This is a genomic window from Xanthomonas maliensis, from assembly GCF_009192945.1.
GTDB classification, from domain to species: domain Bacteria; phylum Pseudomonadota; class Gammaproteobacteria; order Xanthomonadales; family Xanthomonadaceae; genus Xanthomonas; species Xanthomonas maliensis.
In genome coordinates, this window is sequence record NZ_NSET01000022.1 from 70,946 (window position 1) to 91,230 (window position 20,285).

The following is a 20,285-nucleotide window of genomic DNA, read 5'->3' on the forward strand; positions in this document are numbered from 1 at the left end:
ATGCTTGCTATGATTTTTCAATTTAGAGGTTCTGATTCCGTTCGGATGATGCTTCGGCTGTTCCATTTTGCTGGGTAATGATCGGCTCGATGAATAGTGCATGGCCTATTGAGTTCAATACTACAAAGCAGCTTTATTTGTAGAGGTTGAGGTACGAATCCCACAGGTCCTTGAGGAAGCTCTTGTCGGGTTTTGTTTCGATCTTTTGCATCGGGCGGCTGTTCATGTAGTGCTTGGCGAGGACCAGGGAGCCGTAGGCGCCTTCGAGGGCGCTTTCGGCCATGCTGTCGTGCATGTACTTCAGGAAGCCGGGGTAGAGCGATTCGACTTCGGGTTGGCGCTTGCCGGGGTTGTTCCAGATCCAGTACAGGGCCTGTCCCTGTGGGTCGGAGACGAAGATGTTCGGGGCGACTTCGCCGTCCAGCTGCTTCTTGGCCTGTTCCATGGTGAAGGTGTCGACCGAGCGCGCATTGCGCTCCAGGTAGCGCAATTCGGATGCGAGCTTGTCGTAGCGCCCCTTGGCCGCCGGATACTTGGGGGCGCTGGTCAGCCATGAGCCGGTCTGCTCGGTGGCGGTCGTGCCGAACTGTTCGTACCACATCCGCAGCCACTGGATGTAGATGATCATGTGGCCCTTCATTTGCCCTTGTATATCCTTGGGCAAAGTTTTTACCACTATCGGCTCAGGCGGAACGAAGCACTGCGTTTGCTGATCAGTCGTGCGCCGGTCAGGAGGGGCGTAACTGCAGACATAAGGAAGATTGAGCCGGATTATTTCAGGGGTTATTTCCTGTGTGCTCTCAACAAGGCTCGTTACAGCGTTTCGATAATTTCTCTGAAATATTTTAACCTCTTCGCTAATTTCAAATCTCGCGTATAGGTCGGGGCTATCTGCTTTCATGTTCTGAAAGCTTGACATTGGAATGCCTGCGCCATAAGCCTTGTTATACATTAACTGCAATGGGTAACGTGCAAGCCCATCAAGTACACCTGTATCTTCCGCGCCTGCGCCGCCGCCTACATCAACCTGACTTCCAGGGAACAAAATTTCCTGGCGACTTCCTGTTCCTGTCTGATTTCCTCCGATAATGGTCAATGGCTTGTAAAAGCGAAGTTCGTGCGCAGCAGCGTAATGCACGCAACGCTCCACTTCTTTGAGGAGCTTCATCTCCGAGGAAACTTTGTTACTGAGAGGGATGAAGCCGGTCAGTAGGTTGTCGTCGTAACGATTTGCGACGCAATCGAACAATCCCATAAAGCGGATCTTTACCTCCACACCTTCATAGTTGCCTCCTCGACAAATATCGTCGATAAGCATCTTGCTGAAGGCCAACGCGATTCCGCCTCCCATGTCGTAGCCGAAAATTGCTACATTAATTCGATGCACCGGTAGCTTACGCTTTGCCAGTGCAAAAGCGGCCTTGAAGTCGGTTTCTGCCGACTTCAATCTTGTATCTACCCCCGTATTGAAGAGTGCTGCACTCAACGCCGAGTCACGTATCAGGCCTACACTCTCCGCAGCGTATCCTGCTGTGTTCTTTGCAACAGCCGCTCCTGCCTCCTTGGCTGCTCGCCACGGATGCTTGACGACATCTCGCCATAGGGCACGCCATTCTTTCCGAAGTGTTTTCCAACCCTCCTTCGCTACGGTCGTTACGGGCTTCTGGATGGTCCTGGCGATCTTGCGGCCTTGCTTTTTCGCGCGTTCGGCTAATTGATTTGCTGTCCAGGCTGCGCGGCTAGCATAGGATTTGTCGCTCAAACGCTCGCTTTCTTTCCAAACATCCATCACCGCGCCTTTAGCGGTGTCCTTGGGAGTAGATGCAACCTTGTCTTTGAGCTCTTTTTCAGCTTTTCCACCCAGTGCTTCTGTCAATGCTTCAGTCTCAGGGTCGTACTCAGCACCAAGGCCTGGATAATAGAAGGCTCTAGCGCCTTTTGCCGTATCTTCGATCAACGCTGCATGGATTTTTGCAATATTGCTGGCAACGCCATATTTATCTGAAAAGCCAAAGCCATCGAAACAAAACGTCGTCCAAAGCACTTGTTGGCATGCTGGGCAGCGCTGCTCTGCTTCAACCTTTGTGCGGTCAAGCGAAGCGGCTCTATATTCAGAATTTATATCTTGGCTACTCATGCTATCGATCTCGATTCGCAGTTGGGGGGAGTTCATCAGCCCCCATGTCATCGACCCACTGAAGTGATGCCGTTCCATCTCTGCGGAAATAAACTCTGAAATAGCGTGATTTACTTGACTCAGGCTGAGGGATTTTTACGCGGATCGTGTGCTCCTCTGGCTTTATATTGGCATCGTACTCAGCTCTGGTCCGTTCGAATCTCCAGTAGAGATTTACTTCTTTTCCGGGCGTAACTTTGCAGCCACAGGAAAATTTTCCGCCGCCGCCCCATGGATATCCTTCTGATCGCTTCGGAGGATTGCCGAAACAGCCAGACTTTGCTTCGCTGTCCAGCCAGAATTGATAAATCTGTCTGTCGTACTCATTATATCCTGAAACGCATACCGTTCTCGATTGCGAAAATCCGTCGGTGCATCCCGCTATCATTGTGGCTGAGATGAAGGCGATGGGCCCTGCGGTTCTTTTGAGTAAATTTTTGAGGTGGAAATACTTTTTATTAGTGCTGTGCATCATTTTTATCCTGTTTTTTAGTCGGAGGAAGCTCGTCAGCTCCCATATCATCGACCCATTGCAGCGATGCGGTCCCGTTCCTGCGGAAGTACACCCTGAGATAGCGCGATGTGCGGGACTCAGGCTGAGGGATTTTTACGCGAATCGTATGTTCTTCCGGCGTGGCATTGGCATCGTATTCGGCCTTGGTCCGTTCGAATCGCCAATAGAGGTTAACCTCTTTACCTGGGGTGACATTGCAGCCGCACGAGAACGCGCCGCCGCCGCCCCAGGGGTATGGATTCTCCCTGCGAGGCGGGTTGCCAAAACATCCGGATTTTGCTTCGTTGTCCAGCCAGAATTCATGGATATGCCGTTCGTACTCGTTATAGCCGGTGACGCAGACTGTTTTCGAGTGCGAGCCATCGACGGTGCAGCCCGCTAGAAGCACAAGCGCAATGCATGGAAGGGAGGTTTTTACGCTCATGGTGCATTCCCCCGCTGGCCCACGCGCTGATCCGTCGGTGCAAGCTCATCAGCGCCCATGTCATTGACCCATTGCAGCGATACGGTTCCATTGTTCCTAAAGTAGATTCGGAAATAGCGTGAGGTGGCCGATTGCGGTTGCGGGATTTTGACCCGGACAGAGTGCTGCTCCGGTGGCTTGCCGGCATAGAAGTCCTGTTTGGGCAATACGAAGGTCCACTCCAGGTTGACTGTCCGGCCAGGGGTGACGCTACAACCGCACGAGAATTTGCCGCCTCCGCCCCAGTTCTGCCCGGGAGCACGCCCGGAAGGATTTCCGAAGCAGCCAGCCTTGGATTCGTTGTCCAACCAGAACTCGTGAATCTTTCTGTCGTATTCGTTGTAGCCGGTGACGCAGACGGTCCTGGCGTGCGATAGCCCGTTCGAGCAGCCTGCCAGTCCCGCAACGGCGGCCACCGCTACGACTCTGGAAAGATTCATGGCAATTCTCCCGAGCGAGGCATGATGGCCGGTTGGGCTGTCGGGTTGGGCGTTGGCTGTACGGATGCACTCGGGTTCCGTACGTCTGGCGTCGGCGCTAGCTCGTCCGCTCCCATGTCATCGACCCACTGCAGTGATGTGGTCCCGTTCTTGCGGAAGTAGACCCTGAAGTATCGAGAGCGACTGGATTCCGGCTGCGGGATTTTGACCCGAATGGTGTGCTCTTCTGGCTTCAAGCCGGCGTCATATTCCTGCCTGGTTTGCTCGAAGGTCCATTGCAGATCGACGACTTTGCCCGGAGTGACGTTGCAGCCGCAGGCGAATTTTCCTCCGCCTCCCCATGGATTTCCATCGGATCGCCCAGGGGGATTTCCGAAGCATCCGGATTTTGCTTCGCTATCCAGCCAGAATCTGTAGATCTGCCTTTCGTACTCGTTGTAGCCAGTAACGCAGACGGTTCTTGCCTGCGGCAGACCGTTCGTACAGCCCGCAAGTAGCGCAATGGTGGCGCCAGCCACGACGTGCAACGGCTTCATGGTGCCGCTCCTGGGCGAGGCCTGGGGGCGTGCTGGACTGTCAGTGCTGGCGCTGGCTGTGCGGGCGACTCCGGCGCTTGCTTGTCCGGTGTTGGGGGGAGTTCGTCCACTCCCATGTCATCGACCCATTGCAGCGAGGCGGTGCCGTTCTTGCGGAAGTACACCCGCAGATAGCGCGAGCTGCGCGATTCGGGCTGGGGAATCGTCACCTTGAGGGCAAATTCTTGCGCCTTTTTGCCGGCGTCGAAGTCCTCGACCGATTGGACGAAGGACCATTGCAGCGTCACCGATTTGCCTGGAGTCACCTTGCAGCCGCAGGCGAATTTTGCGCCGCCTCCCCATGGATCTCCATCGGATCTGCCAGGAGGATTGCCGAAGCATCCGGACTTCGACTCGTTATCCAGCCAGAACTCATGGATCTGCTTTTCATATTCGTTGTAGCCGCTCACGCACACGGTCCTCGAGTGCGACAGGCCATCCTTGCAGCCAGTCAGCAGTGCAAGCAAGGCGAGGAGTCCATACCTGATGCAGGTCGTGGCGGTCTTGGAGTGGCGATGGCGGGGGCGTGCGGTTGTGGCTGCGAGCGCGCGGCGAGTGACCGGCCATGCTGCGGCGCGCATGTCGCTCGTCTGCTGAGGCGGAGTGGAGATACGACACGGCATGCGCTCACTCCTCCGTCGCCGGGGCGGCGTCTGCCCAGTCGTACAGGTGCCCGCAGAGGGCATCGACATCGTCGCGATAGGCGTGCACGCGGTCGGCCAGTTGCGTCTGCCAGGCGCTGTCGAAGGCTTTCGCGATCATGGCGGCCGCGCAGCGGTAGAGGGTCGCTTCGTCGTCCAGGTCGGCGTTGTGCAGTAGCTGCCTGAGCAGCGACAGTTTGTGCCAGGTCTGGAAAGGATCGGCATCGGCGGGGAGGGCGCCATTGCGGCGCAAGTCTGCGGCAATGCGGTCTTCCAGACCCAAGCTGTCCAGTTGCTGCAATTGCGCTGCGTTCAAGCTCACGCGTGTTGCGGTCGGTGTGGGAAGAGTATCGGTGGCCGGGCGCAGCGTCTGCACTTGCCCCTGGCGATCGATCAGCATCCAGTGCTGCGCGCAGCCGAGGACGTTGGCGAGTGCGCGCGCCTCCAGGACCTGCGGAAGCCGTTGCAGCACCGTCGCGTCGTAGAACCGCAGCAGGCCGCGTTTGCCGCCTGGCAGGGTCACGTCGGCGCGCTTGGCGAGGGCGGTGGTCAGTGCGGCGATCGGCAACGGACTGACCAAGGCGGTGAAGGCGAACGGCCGGCGCGGTAGGTGCCGGTTCAATAATGCATCGACCCAGGCGGCCTCGTAGTCCATCAGCAGGGCGCACACGGCGGGATCGATGCTTTCCGGATGATCGCGCAGCACGTTGTGGACGCGCTGTTCGGCGATCATTGCTTTCCATGGCATCACGTTGATGGGCAACTGGGCGGCGTCCACCAGCAGGAACACGCCGCTGTCGTGCCGATGCCGGTGCGCGGCGAGCGAGGCGTCCCATCCGGCGAACAGTGGCGTCATCGGCATCACCCGCGCGAGGCCACGGCTTCGTGCCGGGAGGCGAGGTCGCGCATGCATTCCAGGCAGACCGGCTTGTCTGCGGCGGGCAGTTGCACGCGGGTGGTGAAGCCCTGCGGCCCCAACCACTCCCGCTTGCCGCCCTTGAACTCCACCTTGCCCGGTGCGCCGAGTTCGATGTTGTCGCCTTCCAGCCGCAGGTAGGCGCCGGCGGCGGTGGCCAGCAGGTGCTTGGTCGGCGCCGACAAGGCGATGTCGGCGGTGGTGCTGACGATGCGCACCTGCGTCTTGGCCGCCAGGGAGGCGGCGTTCTTGTGCGCGCGTGCGCTGACCGTGCCTTGCGCGGCGTGCAGGGCGATGCCGGTTTCCTGATTCGGGCTGCCGGCGGCGGCCTGGCTGCCCTGGGTATACAGCACCAGCCCGCCGGCCACCGCCAGCACCAGGTGGCCCTGGCTCAGCCAGTTCAGTGCGCTACCGGCCAGCAGCGTGGTCTGGGTGCCCGACACCCACACCTGGTCGGCGGGGGTCAGGCTCATCACGCCGGCCTGGCCACTGCCCAGCAGCACCGGGGCGCTCCAGCCGGGCACCTCGCCGGCGCCACCGCCGATCTCGCCGGCCGCGCTGCCGCTGTGGGTGGCCTGCAGGTGCTCCTGCAAGGTCTTCAGGCCGTCCTGGGTCGGCAGCGCGTCCGGTTCGCTCGGTAGGCCCGCCTGCTGGGTGCGGGCGGCGTCGTTGAGGCTCTTGAGCAGGTCGCTGCCCTGCTGCAGCTGGCTCAGCGCGCCAGTGGCGGCCAGTTGCGTGTTGCCCGGTTCGCTGGTCAGCAGCAGGCCTTGGCCGGCGCGCAGGGCGCCGGCGGCCTGGCTGGACAGCTCGGCGCCGAAGCCGCGCTCGTCCTGGCGGAGGTTGTCGGCGCCGCCCTTCAGATGGCCCAGCGTCAGCGTGCTGGCATGTTGGGTGGTGGACAGCTGGGCGCGGCCCTGGCCGGGGGTGTCGTCCAGCCGCAGTTGTTGGTAGCCGCCGGTGCCGGACTGGCTCTGCGCCAGCGCCTGGCTCTTGAAGCCGGTGAACACCGCGCCGTGGTCGTTGCCGTCGAACCAGGCCGGCGCATTGCCGGTGGCGCCGGCACCGCCGCCGCCGAGTTGGTTGTGCGCGGCGTTGTCCTGGCCGCGGCCGTTGTACAGCGCACCGACCACCACCGGGCGGTCGATGTCGCCTTCCAGGAAACCGACCAGCACTTCCTGGCCCTGGCGCGGCAGCACCACGCCGCCCCAGTTGTCGCCGGCCCAGGGCGTCATCACCCGCACCCAGGTCCAGGCCTGACCGGTGCCGGGGGCGTTGTCCTCGCCGCTGGGGTGGGCCTGCCCGCCGCTGGCATTGCCGCCGCGCTGCCAGGGGAATTGCACCTTGATGCGGTGGTCGCGGTCGGACTGCAGCGGCTCGCCGTCGCTGACCACGATGGCACTCAGCGTGCCGGTCACGGTCGGCTTGGGATGCAGGCGGGCGCCGTGGCCGTCTTCGGTCTGCGGGCGGTAGGTCAGCGTCTGCGGCAGCGCCAGCAGCCGGTTGTCGTAGAAGTCGCTCTCGGCCGGCAGCGGGGTGTCGGTGTCGGCCAGTCCGCGCAGCGCCGGCGGCAAGGCCACGCCCGGGGCGGCGTGCGGGCCGAGCAATTGCTCCAGCGCATCGAACACCTCGGCGCCGAGGTTGTTGCGTGCGGCATGCGCGACTTGCAGGCACAGGAACTGCGCATCGGCGTCCACGCCCGGATGCTGGCTGAGCGCAAAGCGGGTGCCGGGGGCGGCGCGGCGCCAGTGGCCGGCGGCGTGGATCAACTGGCTGCGCACGCGCTGCGCATCCAGATGTTGTTGCGCGCGGCGCTGGCCCTGGGCGCGGTCCACCCAGCCGTACGGGCCGCTGGTGTCGGCATCCTCGGCGGCGATGCCGTCAGTCGCATTGGCCTCGGCACTGGCCGGGCGCAGGTCCAGGCTGCGGTAGTCCCAGCTGGCGCGCGCCAGCTTGGCCGTGCAGGCGCGGCGCATGATCGCCCATTGCTGCAGGCTGTCCTCGCGCTCGCTGGCATCGGCGCGGTGATAGCGCACGCTGCCGATCGCCGGGGCGGCATCCACCTGGTCGGCCAGCACCAGGGTGTGGCTGCCCAGCCGCTCGGACGCCGCATCGCCGCTGTGTTCGAACCAGAAGTAGATGCCTTCCTCGGCCAGCAAGCGCTGCACGAAGGCCAGGTCGGTCTCCTGGTATTGCGTGGTCAGGCTGCGCTTGGGATAGAGGCTGGCATCGGCCAGCGACCAGCGCCAGGCGGCCGTCACCGCACCCTGGTCGGCGTAGTCGGAGAACACGCTCTCGACGATTTCCACCACGCTCATGTCGTGGAAGACGTAGCTGTCCACGCGCTGGCCCAGCAGCGCCAGCCACGGTTCCACCGTCAAGCGGTAGCCCGCCAGGCCGCCATTGCTGCCGACCTGCGCGATGGCGGTGACGTGGCCATGGAACGGTCGCAGCTCGGTGCGCGAGTCGGCGGTGAGCAACTCCAGCAACACCGGCTTGCCCAGCGCCTGTGCCAACGGCAGACCGGCGTCGGTGGACAGCGCAGTGATCTCGAAGCGGAACCCGCCGCCGTCGATGCGCTCGGTGCCGGCAAAACGCTCGGCCACCAGACGCTCGCCCCCGAAGGGTGTGTGCAAGCGCAGCAAGCGCTCCTGCTGGCCCGGCGCGGCCAGGGCGGACAACACGGTGGCGACCAGATCCATGGAGGCTCCTTGGCTGCAACGAGAGTGTGGCCGCCATGCCGAGCAGGGCGGCGTGCTGCCGGGCAGACGCGACCGGGCGAGTCCGCAGTCTACACGGTGTCAGTAGCGCTGACATCGTGCGGCGGCGTGCAGCGGGAGATGCATCACTCTTCCGCATGCTCCGCGCTATGCCCGGATTTGCATGCGCCTCATCGGATAGCGGTTAGTGTCGTTGCGCATGGTCAGGAGGACACGATGGTCCAGGTCGAACACAACGATACGCAGCTTTCAGATGGCGATGCGCCGACGCTGTGGACGATCGGGCATTCCACGCGGACGTGGGAGGACTTCGTTGCGTTGTTGCGTGCGCATGGCTTGGCGAGGTTGATCGATGTGCGGCGGTTTCCGGGGTCGCGGCGCTATCCGTGGTTTGCCAGCGCTACGATGGCGTCGGCGCTGGCAGCGGAGGGGGTCGGGTATCTGTGGTTGCCGTCGTTGGGCGGGCGGCGCAAGCCGCAGCCGGGCTCGCCCAATGGAGCGTGGCGCACCGCGGCGTTTCAGGGCTATGCCGATCATCTGACCAGTGCGGCGTTTGCGCAGGGTTTTGCCCAGGTGCAGGCAGCGGCAGCACGCACACGCACGGTGGTGATGTGCGCCGAGGCGCTGTGGTGGCAATGCCATCGGCGCTTGATCGCCGATCTGTGGACGCATCGCGGCGGGGCGGTGGTGCATGTGATGGGTGATGCCGCCACCCAGGTGCATCCGTTGCATCCCCAAGCGCGTGCGCGCGGGCCGGATCTGATCTATCCGCCGCTGCAGGAAGGGCTGTTTCCGTCGCAATAGTGCGTCGCTGACGATGCTGCCGGTGCTTGCTCAGGCTGCGCTGCGGGGGCGCGCGTTCGATTTGAACAGGGCTGGCGACCGCTGCGGTTGTGCAACGTCGCACGGGTGATGGCGCGTTGGCACCAACGAGCACGACCGTAACGCGCACGGCTTTACGCGTCATCGCCAAGATCGGCCGACGTCGCCTGCCGGCTGGACGTGGCCGGAGTCAGGCCAGATGATAGCGACCTGGGGTCGCTGGCTGTGCAGGGGGCAGGCCGCGGCGGGTTGGGGCGTCTAGCGATTGGATCTGGATGGGGACACGTGTGATTGCTGACATGGCTGCCGTGGCGACGGTGGCAAGGCCTGGCCGCAGGCTGCCGGGGCGTGAGGCTGCACGCAAAGGACGGCGGCGATGAGCGCAGTGCTCTACGGCGACAGCGCGATGGCGCAGGCAACGCGCATGCACGACTGGGCGAGCACGCCGGTCGGGCCGATCGCGCAGTGGCCGGCGGCGCTGCGGCATGCGGTCAATCTGCTGCTCAATTCGCCCGAAAGCATGTACCTGGTCTGGGGCGAGTCGCTGACCTTCTTCTACAACGATGCGTACGCGCCGATCCTGGGACCGCGTGGCAAGCAGGCGCTCGGCGCGCCGTTGCGAGTGTTGTGGGCCGATGCCTTCGAGGCCGTGCGGGCGCCGATCGAAGCGGCCTTCGCCGGGCGCGCGTCGCGCTTCGAGGAACTGCCGGTCGGCATGAACCGCTATGGCACGCCGGAACAGACCTGGTGGACGTTTTCGTTCTCGCCGGTGTACCTGGACGATGGTCGGGTCGGCGGGGCGTTCTGCGTGACCAACGAGGTCACCGATCGCAAGCTGGCGCAGCTGCGGCTGGCCGACGAGCACGAGCGCTTGATCCGATTGTTCGAGCAGGCGCCGATGTTCATGGCCTTTCTGAGCGGCCCGCAGCACCGGGTGGAGTTCGTCAATCCCCGGTATTCGCGCCTGATCGGGCATCGCGAGGTCATCGGCAAGCCACTCGGCGAAGCAGTGCCGGAAGCGCGCGCGCAAGGACTGTTGCAGCCGCTGGACGAGGTCTATCGCTCCGGGCGTGCCTATACCGCCAATGCGCTGGCTTACCGCATGCAGGTCACGCCGGATGGGCCGATCGAGCAGCGTTTGCTGGATCTGGTCTACCAGCCGATCGCCGGTGCCGACGGCACGATCTCCGGCGTCTTCGTGCAGGGCCTGGACATCACCGACCGCATCAGCCTGGAGCATGCGGTGCGCGCGGCGGAGATGCGCAACCGGCAGATCCTCGACAGCGTGATGGACTACGCCATCATCGCCACCGATCTGCAAGGCCTGGTGACTGCCTGGAACGAGGGCGCGCGCCGCACGCTGGGATGGACCGAGGCCGACATGCTCGGGCAGACGCTGGAGCGCATCTTTACCCCGGAAGATGTGGCCAACGGGCAGATGCGGCGCGAGGCGGCAGCGGCGCTGGAAAGCGGCAGCGGGCTCGACGAACGCTGGCATCTGCGGCGCTCCGGCGAGCGCTTCTGGTCGCGCGGTTCGATGATGGTGCTGCGCGAGGAAAACGGCACCGCGATCGGCTTCGTCAAGGTGCTGCGCGATCGCACCGCCGAACGTGCGGCCGGCGAGGCGTTGCGCAAGAGCGAGCGTCGGCTCGATGCATTGGTGCGCGCGTCCACGCAATCGCTGTTCTCGGCCAGCGCCGATTGGAGCGTGCTGCGGCCGGAACTGGGCGAATCCGACGATGGCGCCGTGGCGCAGGCCGATCCGCAGTGGCAGCAGCAGGTGCATCCGGACGATCGCGCGCAGCTGCAGCACGCCATTGCCACGGCCATCGCTGCAGTGACGAGCCTGGACGTGGAATACCGTGTGCTCGACGAACACGGACAGCTGGGCTGGCGACTGTTGCGCGCCGTGCCGCTGCGCGATACCCAGGGCGCCATCGTCGAATGGTTCGGCGCGGCCACCGACATCACCGACACGCGCCAGGCCGAGCAGCAGTTGCGGCAATTGACCGAGACGCTGGAAGAACGCGTGCGCGAGCGCAGCGCGGCCTTGTTGCTGGCCGAAGAGAAATTGCGCCAGAGCCAGAAGATGGAGGCGGTGGGACAGCTCACCGGCGGGCTGGCGCACGACTTCAACAACCTGTTGACGTCGATCAGCGTGGCGCTGGAATTGCTGCAGACGCGGGTGGACATGGGACGCTACGACCGGCTCGAGCGCTACGTGGACATGGCGCAGGCCAGCGCGGCGCGCGCCGCTGCGCTGACCCAGCGCTTGCTCGCGTTCTCGCGTCGGCAGACGCTGGCGCCGACGGCAGTGGAGGTGGAGGCCCTGGTGGCGGGCATGCGCGAGATCATCGCGCGCACGCTGGGACCTGCGATCGACCTGCAGCTGCGTCCTGCGCCCGACGCCTGGCAGGTGTTGGTGGATGCGCCGCAGCTGGAAAATGCGCTGCTCAATCTGTGCATCAATGCGCGCGATGCCATGCCCGAGGGCGGCAGCCTGACCATCGGCATCGTCAATACCGCGCTGGCAGGTGCGGCCGCGCAGCAACTGGAACTGCCGCCGGGCGACTACGTCTGCCTGAGCGTGCAGGACACCGGCACCGGCATGAGCGCCGAGCTGCAGGACAAGGTGTTCGAACCGTTCTTCACCACCAAGCCGATCGGGCAGGGCACCGGCCTGGGCTTGTCGATGATCTATGGATTCACCCGGCAATCCGGCGGACATGTGCGCATCGCGTCCGCGCTTGGTGTGGGCACCACGATGACGCTGTACCTGCCGCGATTCTGCGGCGCGCTCACGGCAGTGGCGGTGGAGGCATCCGAGCAGGCAACGCCGACGCTGGCGGCGCAACCACGCACCGTGTTGCTGGTGGAGGACGAAGCGGCGATCCGCATCCTGGTGTCGGAAGTGCTGCGCGAGGCCGGCTACCGGGTGATCGAAACGGCCGAAGGCAACGCGGCGGTGGAATGGCTGCGGTCTGCCGAGCCGATCGACCTGTTGGTGACCGATGTCGGCCTGACCGGTGGCTTGAACGGACGCCAGGTGGCCGATGCCGGGCGCCAGCACCGGCCCAGCCTGCCGGTGCTGTTCGTCACCGGTTACGCGGCCAGCGCTGCGGTCGGCGCCGGCCAGCTGGAGGATGGGATGGAAGTGCTGACCAAGCCGTTCCCGGCGGCCGAGCTGGAGCGCCGCGTGGGCCAACTGCTGGCGCGACACCCCACTGTCACGGCGAGCCGCAGCGACGCGTCGACGTTCGCGGGCTAGCGCGGCGCGTTGCCGGCCAGGCGCGCATTGGCCAGCGCTTCGGCCGTGGCGATCCTCTCGGCCACCGCCTGCTGCATCGGCGAGCCGGAGTCCAGCAGCGCGTGCAGGTGGGTCCAGTGCATGCGCGCGGCTTGGTAGTCCTGCTGCTGGAAATCGCTGATGCCCAGCAGCCACAGCCCGCGCTGGTTGTCCGGCTCGCGCGCGACCACCTGCTGCAGGCGCGCACGCGCGGCGGTATCGATGGCGAAGTCGGCATGCGTGGCCATGTCGGCGGCCACCCAGCCGACGATGGCGGCGCTGGTGTCCGGTGCGATCTGCAGTGCGTGGGCATAGGCCGCACGCGCCTGTTCGGGATGCTGCTGCTCCTCGGCTTGCTTGGCCTCGGCCATCCAGTGATCCAGGACCTGCGTCGGCTGCGTGTCCTGCGCAGGCGGGGCGGTCTGCGGCAGCGGCGCGAGCACCGGGGAGGGCGGGTGCGTTGCCGCCGCGATCGCCGTCGGCGTACCCACCAGGCGATACAGGCCGGCCGTGGCCACTGGCACCGCCAGCGCGAGCAAGACCGGCAGCGCCAGTCCGCGGTTGCGGTGACGGCGCAGCAGCGGCAGCACCAGCATCGCCACGGCAGCGATCACCATCGCGCCGGCCAGCAACAGAAAGCCCATCATCACCAATCCTCGTCGGCAGTCGCCGGTGGTGCCCCGGCATGTGTGGTCGTCGCGTGCGCGCGCCGGCGCACGGTGCGCGCAACCAGCCAGCCGCCCGCGGTCAGCAGCAACGCCGGGCCGAACCACAGCAGCCAGGTGCGTGGGGTCACCGGCGGGTCGTAGAGCACGAAGTCCGAATAACGCTCGACCAGGTACTGTTTGATCTGCGCGTCGCTGCGGCCGGCCTGCAGTTGCGCGAACACCTGCCGGCGCAGATCGCGCGCGAGGGTGGCGTCCGAGTCGGCCAGGCTCTCGTTCTGGCACACCAGGCACCGCAGTTGCGCGATCAAACGTTGGTAGCGCAGTTCCTGTGCATGGTCGCGAAACGGGAGTGGGTCGACCGCCTGTGCCAGCACCGGTGCCGACAGCAGCAGGCCGAGCAACAGGATCAACAGCAGCCGCAGTTGCCTGCACCAGCGCCAGCGGCTCATGGTGCGTCCTCGCGCAACGCGGCGATGGCCGGTCGCAGTTCCTGCGCAATCACCGCCGGCGTCAACACGCCGATGTGCTTGTAGCGAATCACGCCGTGGGCATCGATCAGGAAGCTTTCCGGCGCGCCATAGACGCCGAAGTCGAGTGCGGTCTGCCCACCTTCGTCGGCCACGATCAGGTGATAGGGATTGCCCAGCCGCTGCAGCCAGGCGCGCGCCTCGTCCGGGGCGTCCTTGTAGTTGTAGCCGATCAGCGGCACGCCCAGCTGCGGTGCCTGCGCAAGCAACACCGGATGCTCCTCGGCACAGGCGGCGCACCAACTGCCGAACACATTGAGCAGGTAGGGATGGCCGAGCAACTGCGTGCGGGTCACGCGGTGGCCGGGCGCATCCAGACGCGGCAGGTCGAACGCCGGTGCCGGCTTGCCGATCAGCGGCGAGGGAATGTCGCGTGGGTTGTGCTGGGCATTCCAGTACAGGCCAGTGCCGAACAGCGCGGCCAGCAGCAGAAACCCCAGCAGCGGCAGCAGGCGCTTCATCCCTGCGCTCCCTCGGCAAGCGTGCCGCCGCTCGCCGCTGTGGTGGTGAGCGCTGCAGCCGACGGCGCGCGGAAGCGGCGCGCGGTGGCGCTGACGAACCCACCCAGCATCATCAGCAGGCCACCGGCCCAGATCCAGCGGATGAAAGGCTTGTAGTAGAGCCGCAAGGTCCAGTCGTATTCGATGTGCTGGTCGTCCAGCGGTGCGCCCAGCGCGACATACAGATCGCGGGTGATGCCGGGGTCGATCGCCGATTCGGTCTGGATCCGCTCGCTGCTGTACAGGCGCTTCTGCGGATGCAGTACGGCGATGGGGGTGCCGTCGCGGCTGACTTCCACGCGGCCCTCTTCGGCCTTCCAGTTCGGCCCATCGATCAACTGCACGCCGTCGAAACGGAATTGGTAGTCGGCGATCTGCGCGCTCTGGCCGGGCGACAGCCGCACGTCGCGCTCCACCGACAGGCTCTCGGATACCAGCACGCCGGCGACGAAGACCGCCACGCCGGCATGGGCGATCAGCATGCCGGCCATTTCCGCCGGATAGCGGCGTCCGGCGGGCAGCGTGCGCCACCGCTGCCAGGCGTAGAGCGCGGTTCCGGTCGCGACCCAGGCCGCGACGCCGATGCCGGCGATCGCGCGCGCCTGGCCGTCGGCCAAGAGGCTGGCGACCAGGGCGCAGGCGATCGCGGCGATGCCCGCGCGGGCACCCAGCGCCTGCAACGGCATCGCGTCGGCGCTGCCCCAGCGCAGATAGGGACCGAACGGCAACAGCAGTACCACCGGCGCCATCAACAGCGGAAACAGCAAGCCGAAATACGGCGAGCCGACCGAGACCTTGCCCAGGCCGAGGCTGTCGGCAGCCAACGGGAACAGCGTGCCGAGCAACACCATCGCGGCGGCCACCGTCAGCAACAGATTGCCGATCAGGATGCCGGTCTCGCGCGAGACGGTGGCGAAGGGCTTGCCGCTGGCGATCGTCGGCGCCCGCAGCGCGTACAGCAGCAGCGCCCCCCCGACCACCGCGACCATGAACGTGAGGATGTACAGCCCGCGCCGCGGATCGGCGGCGAACGCATGCACCGAGGTCAGCACACCCGAGCGGACCAGGAAGGTGCCGAGCAGCGACAGCGAGAAGGCCAGGATCGACAGCAGGATGGTCCACGCGCGCAGGCTGCCGCGTTTTTCGGTGACGGCCTGGCTATGGATCAATGCGGTGCCGACCAGCCAGGGCATGAAGCTGGCGTTTTCCACCGGATCCCAGAACCACCAGCCGCCCCAGCCCAGCTCCGCGTACGCCCACCAGCTGCCGGCGACGATGCCGGCGGTGAGAAAGGCCCAGGCCACATTGGTCCACGGCCGCGCCCAGCGTACCCAGGCCTGTTCCAGCTCGCCGCCGAGCAGGCCGGCGATGGCGAAGGCGAATGCCACCGAGAAGCCGACATAGCCGGTGTACAGCACCGGCGGATGGAAGGTCATGCCCGGATCCTGCAGCACCGGATTGAGCTCGGTGCCATCGAACGGAATCGGCCACAGCCGCTCGAACGGATTGGAGGTCAGCAGCACGAAGGCGAGAAAGCCGGCCGAGAGTAGTCCCAGCACCGCCAGCACGCGCGCGGCAAACACCTGTGGCAGGTGGCGGCTGCCGGCGGCCAGCAGCAGCGTCCAGCCGGCCAGCAGCACGATCCACAGCAGCAGCGAGCCCTCGTGCGCTCCCCACACCGCAGCGATGCGGTAGTACCAGGGCAGGGCGTGGTTGGCGTTGGCGGCGACGTAGCGCAGCGAGAAATCCAGCTGCAGCAGCGACCAGGCGAGCAAGCCGAACGCCAGCGCGCTGAAGACCGCCTGGCCGGTCGCGGCCGGGCGTGCCACTGCCATCAGCGCGGCATTGCCACGCCAAGCGCCCACCAGCGGCAACACGCCTTGCAGCAGCGCCAGCAGCAGCGCCAGGATCAGCGCGATCTGGCCGAGTTCGGCCGTCATGGCAGCGGCCGGGTGAGCAGGGCAGGAAGCATCGGCAAGCGCAGCGATGCCGACGGAAAACCACGCAATCCAGTCATCAACGCGATACCGGCGGCACGGCGGTGGTGGCCAGTCGCTTGCCGGCGTGGCCTTCGGCCATCGCGTCCTTGAGTTCCTTCGGCATGTAGGTCTCGTCGTGCTTGGCCAGCACCTCGGTGGCGAGGAAACGGCCATTGTGCAGATGACCGCTGGCGATCACCGATTGGTTGTCGCGGAACAGGTCCGGCAGGATGCCGGTGTACTCGACCTGGGTGGCGGCGTGTTTGTCGATGACGGTGAAATGCACGGTCAGGCTGTCGCGGGCGCGCTGGATCGAGCCGGCCTTGACCATGCCGCCGAGGCGGAATTGTCGATAGCCGGCAGCCTCGCCGGCCTGCAGCTGGCTAGGCGTGAACAGGTAGCTCATGTTCCGCTGCAGCGCCAGCACGATCAGCGTCACGGCCAGCGCAGCGGCGGCCAGTACCGCCAGCACCCACCACAAGCGGCGACTGCGGGTGGCGTTCATGGCGCTTCGCGCTCCAGGGCGGCAGCGACGTGCTGTGGTCGATGCGGCGTGTGACGACGCAGGCGTCCGCGCAGTTCGCGCGCCAGCCGGCGCCGACGCAGCCACGGCGTCAGCAGATCGATCAGCAGCACCAGCACGAACAGTGCATAGGCGGTCCATACGTAGTGGCCGTAGCCACCCATCGCCAGCCAGCTGCTCATGCGCTGCGCTCCGCCAGCACGCTGCGGCGCACCCACTCCTTGCCGCTATCCACCGCCAGCAAGTCCACCCGCACGCGCCCGCACAGGCTGGCCAGGTAGTAGCACTTGGTCGCCAGCAGCATGGTCAGCAGCGGCCACAGCATGTCTGCGCTCATCTTGGAGGGGCCGAGCAGACGCACCGTCGAGCCTTGGTGCAAGGTGTTCCACCACACCACCGAGTAATGCACGATCGGCAGATTGACCAGGCCCACCAAGGCGAGCAGTCCCGCTGCGCGCATCGCCTGGCGACGGTCTTCCACCGCGTGGTACAGGCCAAGTACGCCCAGATACAGGAACAGCAGCAACAGCTCGGACGTCAGCCGGGCATCCCAGGTCCACCAGGTGCCCCACATCGGCTTGCCCCAGAGCGAGCCGGTGCACAGGGTGATGAAGGTGAACGCCGCGCCGATCGGTGCCGAGGCCATCGTGACCACTTCGGCCAGCTTGATCCGCCACACCAGCGCAATGAAGGCCGACACGCCCATCGCCGCATAGATGAAAAGACTCATCCAGGCACTGGGCACGTGGATGAAGATGATGCGGTAGGCATCGTGCTGCTGGTAATCCGGCGGTGCCACCACCAAGCCGCCATAGAGCGCAAGCGCGCCGCTCAGTACGGCCAGCGCCAGCGCCCAGGGCTGCACGATGCCGGCAACGCGATGGGCGATCGGCGGCGAGCTGAGTTTGTGCAACCACAAGGGAATCCACTGCGCCATGGCGTCTTCCTCAGTTGGCGTGCTTGGCCGCCGGCAGCAGCGCATCGACCGCGGCGCCGGCGTTGACCTGCAGCTGGCCGTCCGAGAGCTTGCTGGTCCGTTGCAGCAGGTCGCGCAGATTGGCTGCGTCCAGCGAGGGCGACAACGACAGCAGCAACGCGATCATGCCGCTGACATGCGCGGTGGCCATCGAGGAGCCCGAGCTGAAGTCATAACGACCGTTCGGTTGCGTGGTCAGGATGTCCTTGCCGGGGGCACTCAGTACGCCGGGCAGCGGCGGCGAGCTGCAGGTGCTGCGGACCACCAGCACGCCGGGAACATCGTTGGGGAAGCCATCGCGCCGGCCATCGGGCGGCAAGGCGGCCACCACGATGCGTCCCTGTTTGACCAGTTGCAGCAGCATCTTCTGCAGCAAGGGATCGGAAGGGCCGCCCAAGCTCAGGTTGATCACTTTCGCCGAGCTGGTATTGATCGCCGCCAGCGCCTTGGCCAGGGTGAAGGTATTGCAGCGTGCGGCGCCAGCGCCGGCGCTGCCAGCAGGGGCGTACCAGCAGGCCTTGTAGACGTTGAGCACGGCCTTGGGCGCCATGCCGACGATGCCCTGATGATTGTTGCTGCCGGCAGCGATGATGCCGGCGACCTCGGTGCCGTGCGCGTCGCTGCTGGTCGTGCTGGGCGTGGCATCGACCAGGTCGTGCATTTCGTGGATGCGCGACTGCAGGTCCGGGTGCTGGGTATCCACGCCGGTGTCGACCATCGCCACCACCACGCCGCGTCCCTGGGTCACGGTTTGCGCGGTTGCGGCGTCGGTGGAGACGAAGCCGCGTTGCAGATCCACGTAGGGATCGTTGTAGCGCGACAGCGGCGTGGTCTTGGGGGTCGCGTCGGAGGAGAACACGGTGAATTCCTGCAACGGCTGCACCAGCTCGACGCCCTCGTCCTGCGCCAGCGCCTTGACGATGTCCTCGCGTGGCACGTCGGGCGGTGGCTGCAGCACCGCGCAGTACAGGCCCAGCGAGGTGATCGGCCAGGCGGACACTTCGCGCAGGCGATAGCGTCGCTTCAGCGCATCCACACGCGCGGCGGCCTGTTGCCCGGCGCCATAGTAGGAGGAGGCATAGCCGAGCAGGCTGGAGCCGGCGCGCGGCGGCGGCGCGGTCAGCGGGTTCGCCACCGCCAGCAGGATGTCGCGGCGGCTGTCGGGCACGGGCGTGCCGTCGGTCAGCGGTGGCGCGTCGGCAGGCGGCTGTGGCGTCGCCGGCGGTGCTGCCAGCACCGCGGCGGGCACGCCGGCAAGCAGGACCACAGTCGCCGCCAGCAGGCGGAAGGTGCGCATGCGGCTCATGGGGCGCCGATGACCTCGGCCATCCGGATGCCCGGCGTGGCACGCAGTTGTTGCACGGTCTGCTGCGGCTGGCCGGCGTCGTCTGCCGGTGCCGGCAGCAAGGTGTAGGCCCCCATCGCATTGGGGCCTCCGACCACCTGCAGGTGGTGGTCATGCAGCAGGCGATCCCAGTCGGCCAGCGTCATGCCGGCATCCGGCACCACGCGCAGCGCACCAGCCGGTGCGGCATTGCGGGCGGTGTCGCTGCTGAGCGTGCGGTACGCGTCCGTTGGCGCGTTGTTGGGGCCGGCCAGTTTGACGCCCATGACGCCCAGCCCGATCGCCTGCACCAGTGCGGCGGCGGCCAGTGCGCGCAGGGTCCAACTGCCGGTCCGGCGGACGCGCGGCGCCGGCGACTGGGTGTCGGCCTGCGCGGGTGCATCCAGACGGCCGAGCAGGCGCTGCAGGCCGATTTCGGCATTCGGGGTGACCGCCGGCGGCAAGGTCAGCGCACGCCGCAGGCGATTCTGCTGGGCGAACTCCGCACTGCAGGCAGGGCACTTGGCCACATGGCCGATGAGCCAGGTGGACTCTTCTTCGGTGGCATGGTTCAGCAGCACCGAGGGCATCAGCTCCCAGGCGTGCGAGCATTCCTTGCCCGGCGCGATGAAGAACGTCTTCATTGCATCGTCTCCGTCAATGGGGCGCTGCCGGCCAGGCCGGGCAGCACGTTGCGTAGTTTGACCCGCGCATGGAACAGGCGGGCTTTGATGGTGCCGAGCGGGCACTGCATGATGTCGGCCACTTCCTCGAGCTTGTGGCCGACGCCGTAGACCAGCTCGACGACCAGGCGCTGATCCGGCGATAGCCGTTCCATGCCCTTGTCCAGCCAGTCGCGCAGTTCGCGGTCCTCGTTGTCGTCGCAACTGGGCGCGTGGTCCTCAACCTCGGCGTTGTCGTCGATCGCCTCGCCGTCGTGCTGGCGCAGGCATTTCAGTCCGCAGCGGTAGGCGATGCCCATGATCCAGGTCGAGACCTGGGAGTCGCCGCGGAAATCGCCGGCCTTCTGCCAGGCGATCCAGAAACAGTCGTTGATCGCCTCCTCGATGATGTCCGGGCGCCGGGTCAGCCGCGACAGGAAGCGGCACAGCCTCCCGTGATAGCTGCGATACATGCTGGCCAGCGCGTCACGATCGCCCGCCGCCATGCGCCGCAACAGCATGCGGTCGGTGGCGTCACCCAGAAGGTCGTGGTCGGTCATTTGCTCGGATTGAGAC

The 20,285-nt window shown here is 65.6% G+C and carries 20 protein-coding genes; 2 read left to right on the plus strand and 18 right to left on the minus strand.

What is annotated here, in order from left to right; translation table 11 throughout:
* Positions 1 to 133 precede the first annotated feature (133 nt).
* The 8 genes from CKY51_RS07280 to CKY51_RS07315 form a co-directional block, all read right to left on the minus strand.
* Positions 134 to 2,137: a phospholipase effector Tle1 domain-containing protein gene (locus CKY51_RS07280; protein WP_152249045.1), complete on the minus strand. Its 2,004-nt coding sequence runs from the start codon at positions 2,135 to 2,137 to the stop codon at positions 134 to 136.
* A 1-nt stretch (position 2,138) separates the two neighbouring features.
* Positions 2,139 to 2,648: a hypothetical protein gene (locus CKY51_RS07285; RefSeq protein ID WP_244952523.1), complete on the minus strand. Its 510-nt coding sequence runs from the start codon at positions 2,646 to 2,648 to the stop codon at positions 2,139 to 2,141.
* Complete coding sequence (locus CKY51_RS07290) at positions 2,635 to 3,114, minus strand: DUF3304 domain-containing protein (protein WP_152249046.1); 480 nt, start codon at positions 3,112 to 3,114, stop codon at positions 2,635 to 2,637. Before CKY51_RS07290 ends, CKY51_RS07285 begins: the two co-directional genes overlap by 14 nt.
* Entirely contained in the window at positions 3,111 to 3,593 is a 483-nt protein-coding gene (locus CKY51_RS07295; RefSeq protein WP_152249047.1) for a DUF3304 domain-containing protein, read from the minus strand. Before CKY51_RS07295 ends, CKY51_RS07290 begins: the two co-directional genes overlap by 4 nt.
* A complete protein-coding gene (locus tag CKY51_RS07300) occupies positions 3,590 to 4,129 on the minus strand; it encodes a DUF3304 domain-containing protein (RefSeq protein ID WP_152249048.1) in 540 nt (179 codons plus the stop codon). Before CKY51_RS07300 ends, CKY51_RS07295 begins: the two co-directional genes overlap by 4 nt.
* A complete protein-coding gene (locus tag CKY51_RS07305; protein WP_238319576.1) occupies positions 4,126 to 4,578 on the minus strand; it encodes a hypothetical protein in 453 nt (150 codons plus the stop codon). Before CKY51_RS07305 ends, CKY51_RS07300 begins: the two co-directional genes overlap by 4 nt.
* A gap of 217 nt (positions 4,579 to 4,795) precedes the next feature.
* Complete coding sequence (locus tag CKY51_RS07310; protein ID WP_031340531.1) at positions 4,796 to 5,665, minus strand: DUF4123 domain-containing protein; 870 nt, start codon at positions 5,663 to 5,665, stop codon at positions 4,796 to 4,798.
* Between the two features lie 5 nt (positions 5,666 to 5,670).
* Complete coding sequence (locus CKY51_RS07315; RefSeq protein WP_152249049.1) at positions 5,671 to 8,424, minus strand: type VI secretion system Vgr family protein; 2,754 nt, start codon at positions 8,422 to 8,424, stop codon at positions 5,671 to 5,673.
* A gap of 234 nt (positions 8,425 to 8,658) precedes the next feature.
* Here CKY51_RS07315 and CKY51_RS07320 point away from each other — a divergent pair, with 234 nt between their 5' ends.
* On the plus strand, positions 8,659 to 9,246 hold the full coding sequence (locus CKY51_RS07320; protein WP_152249050.1) for a DUF488 domain-containing protein: 588 nt from the start codon (positions 8,659 to 8,661) through the stop codon (positions 9,244 to 9,246).
* Positions 9,247 to 9,640: 394 nt separating this feature from the next.
* Positions 9,641 to 12,532: a hybrid sensor histidine kinase/response regulator gene (locus CKY51_RS07325; RefSeq protein WP_022972255.1), complete on the plus strand. Its 2,892-nt coding sequence runs from the start codon at positions 9,641 to 9,643 to the stop codon at positions 12,530 to 12,532.
* Here the strand turns inward: CKY51_RS07325 and CKY51_RS07330 are convergent.
* The 10 genes from CKY51_RS07330 to CKY51_RS07375 form a co-directional block, all read right to left on the minus strand.
* On the minus strand, positions 12,529 to 13,197 hold the full coding sequence (locus CKY51_RS07330) for a tetratricopeptide repeat protein (RefSeq protein WP_022972256.1): 669 nt from the start codon (positions 13,195 to 13,197) through the stop codon (positions 12,529 to 12,531). The genes CKY51_RS07325 and CKY51_RS07330 overlap by 4 nt on opposite strands.
* Positions 13,197 to 13,667, minus strand: coding sequence for a cytochrome c-type biogenesis protein (locus tag CKY51_RS07335; protein WP_022972257.1), 471 nt, complete (start codon positions 13,665 to 13,667; stop codon positions 13,197 to 13,199). Before CKY51_RS07335 ends, CKY51_RS07330 begins: the two co-directional genes overlap by 1 nt.
* Entirely contained in the window at positions 13,664 to 14,206 is a 543-nt protein-coding gene (locus CKY51_RS07340; RefSeq protein WP_022972258.1) for a DsbE family thiol:disulfide interchange protein, read from the minus strand. Before CKY51_RS07340 ends, CKY51_RS07335 begins: the two co-directional genes overlap by 4 nt.
* On the minus strand, positions 14,203 to 16,185 hold the full coding sequence (locus CKY51_RS07345) for a heme lyase CcmF/NrfE family subunit (RefSeq protein ID WP_022972259.1): 1,983 nt from the start codon (positions 16,183 to 16,185) through the stop codon (positions 14,203 to 14,205). The genes CKY51_RS07340 and CKY51_RS07345 overlap by 4 nt, the downstream gene beginning before the upstream one ends.
* Positions 16,186 to 16,261: 76 nt before the next feature.
* Positions 16,262 to 16,729, minus strand: coding sequence for a cytochrome c maturation protein CcmE (gene ccmE, locus CKY51_RS07350; protein WP_022972260.1), 468 nt, complete (start codon positions 16,727 to 16,729; stop codon positions 16,262 to 16,264).
* Positions 16,726 to 16,929 (minus strand): heme exporter protein CcmD, encoded by a 204-nt coding sequence (gene ccmD / locus CKY51_RS07355; protein ID WP_022972261.1) that lies wholly within the window; start codon positions 16,927 to 16,929, stop codon positions 16,726 to 16,728. The genes ccmE and ccmD overlap by 4 nt, the downstream gene beginning before the upstream one ends.
* The gene (ccmC, locus tag CKY51_RS07360; protein WP_152249051.1) at positions 16,926 to 17,684 is read right to left on the minus strand and encodes a heme ABC transporter permease CcmC; all 759 of its coding nucleotides are present in this window, start codon (positions 17,682 to 17,684) and stop codon (positions 16,926 to 16,928) included. The genes ccmD and ccmC overlap by 4 nt, the downstream gene beginning before the upstream one ends.
* 10 nt (positions 17,685 to 17,694) lie before the next feature.
* Positions 17,695 to 19,029, minus strand: a complete 1,335-nt coding sequence (locus CKY51_RS07365; protein WP_152249052.1) for a S8 family serine peptidase — start codon at positions 19,027 to 19,029, stop codon at positions 17,695 to 17,697.
* Positions 19,026 to 19,691, minus strand: a complete 666-nt coding sequence (locus CKY51_RS07370; RefSeq protein ID WP_022972999.1) for a zf-HC2 domain-containing protein — start codon at positions 19,689 to 19,691, stop codon at positions 19,026 to 19,028. The genes CKY51_RS07365 and CKY51_RS07370 overlap by 4 nt, the downstream gene beginning before the upstream one ends.
* Positions 19,688 to 20,269 (minus strand): RNA polymerase sigma factor, encoded by a 582-nt coding sequence (locus tag CKY51_RS07375; RefSeq protein WP_022972998.1) that lies wholly within the window; start codon positions 20,267 to 20,269, stop codon positions 19,688 to 19,690. The genes CKY51_RS07370 and CKY51_RS07375 overlap by 4 nt, the downstream gene beginning before the upstream one ends.
* Positions 20,270 to 20,285: the final 16 nt, after the last annotated feature.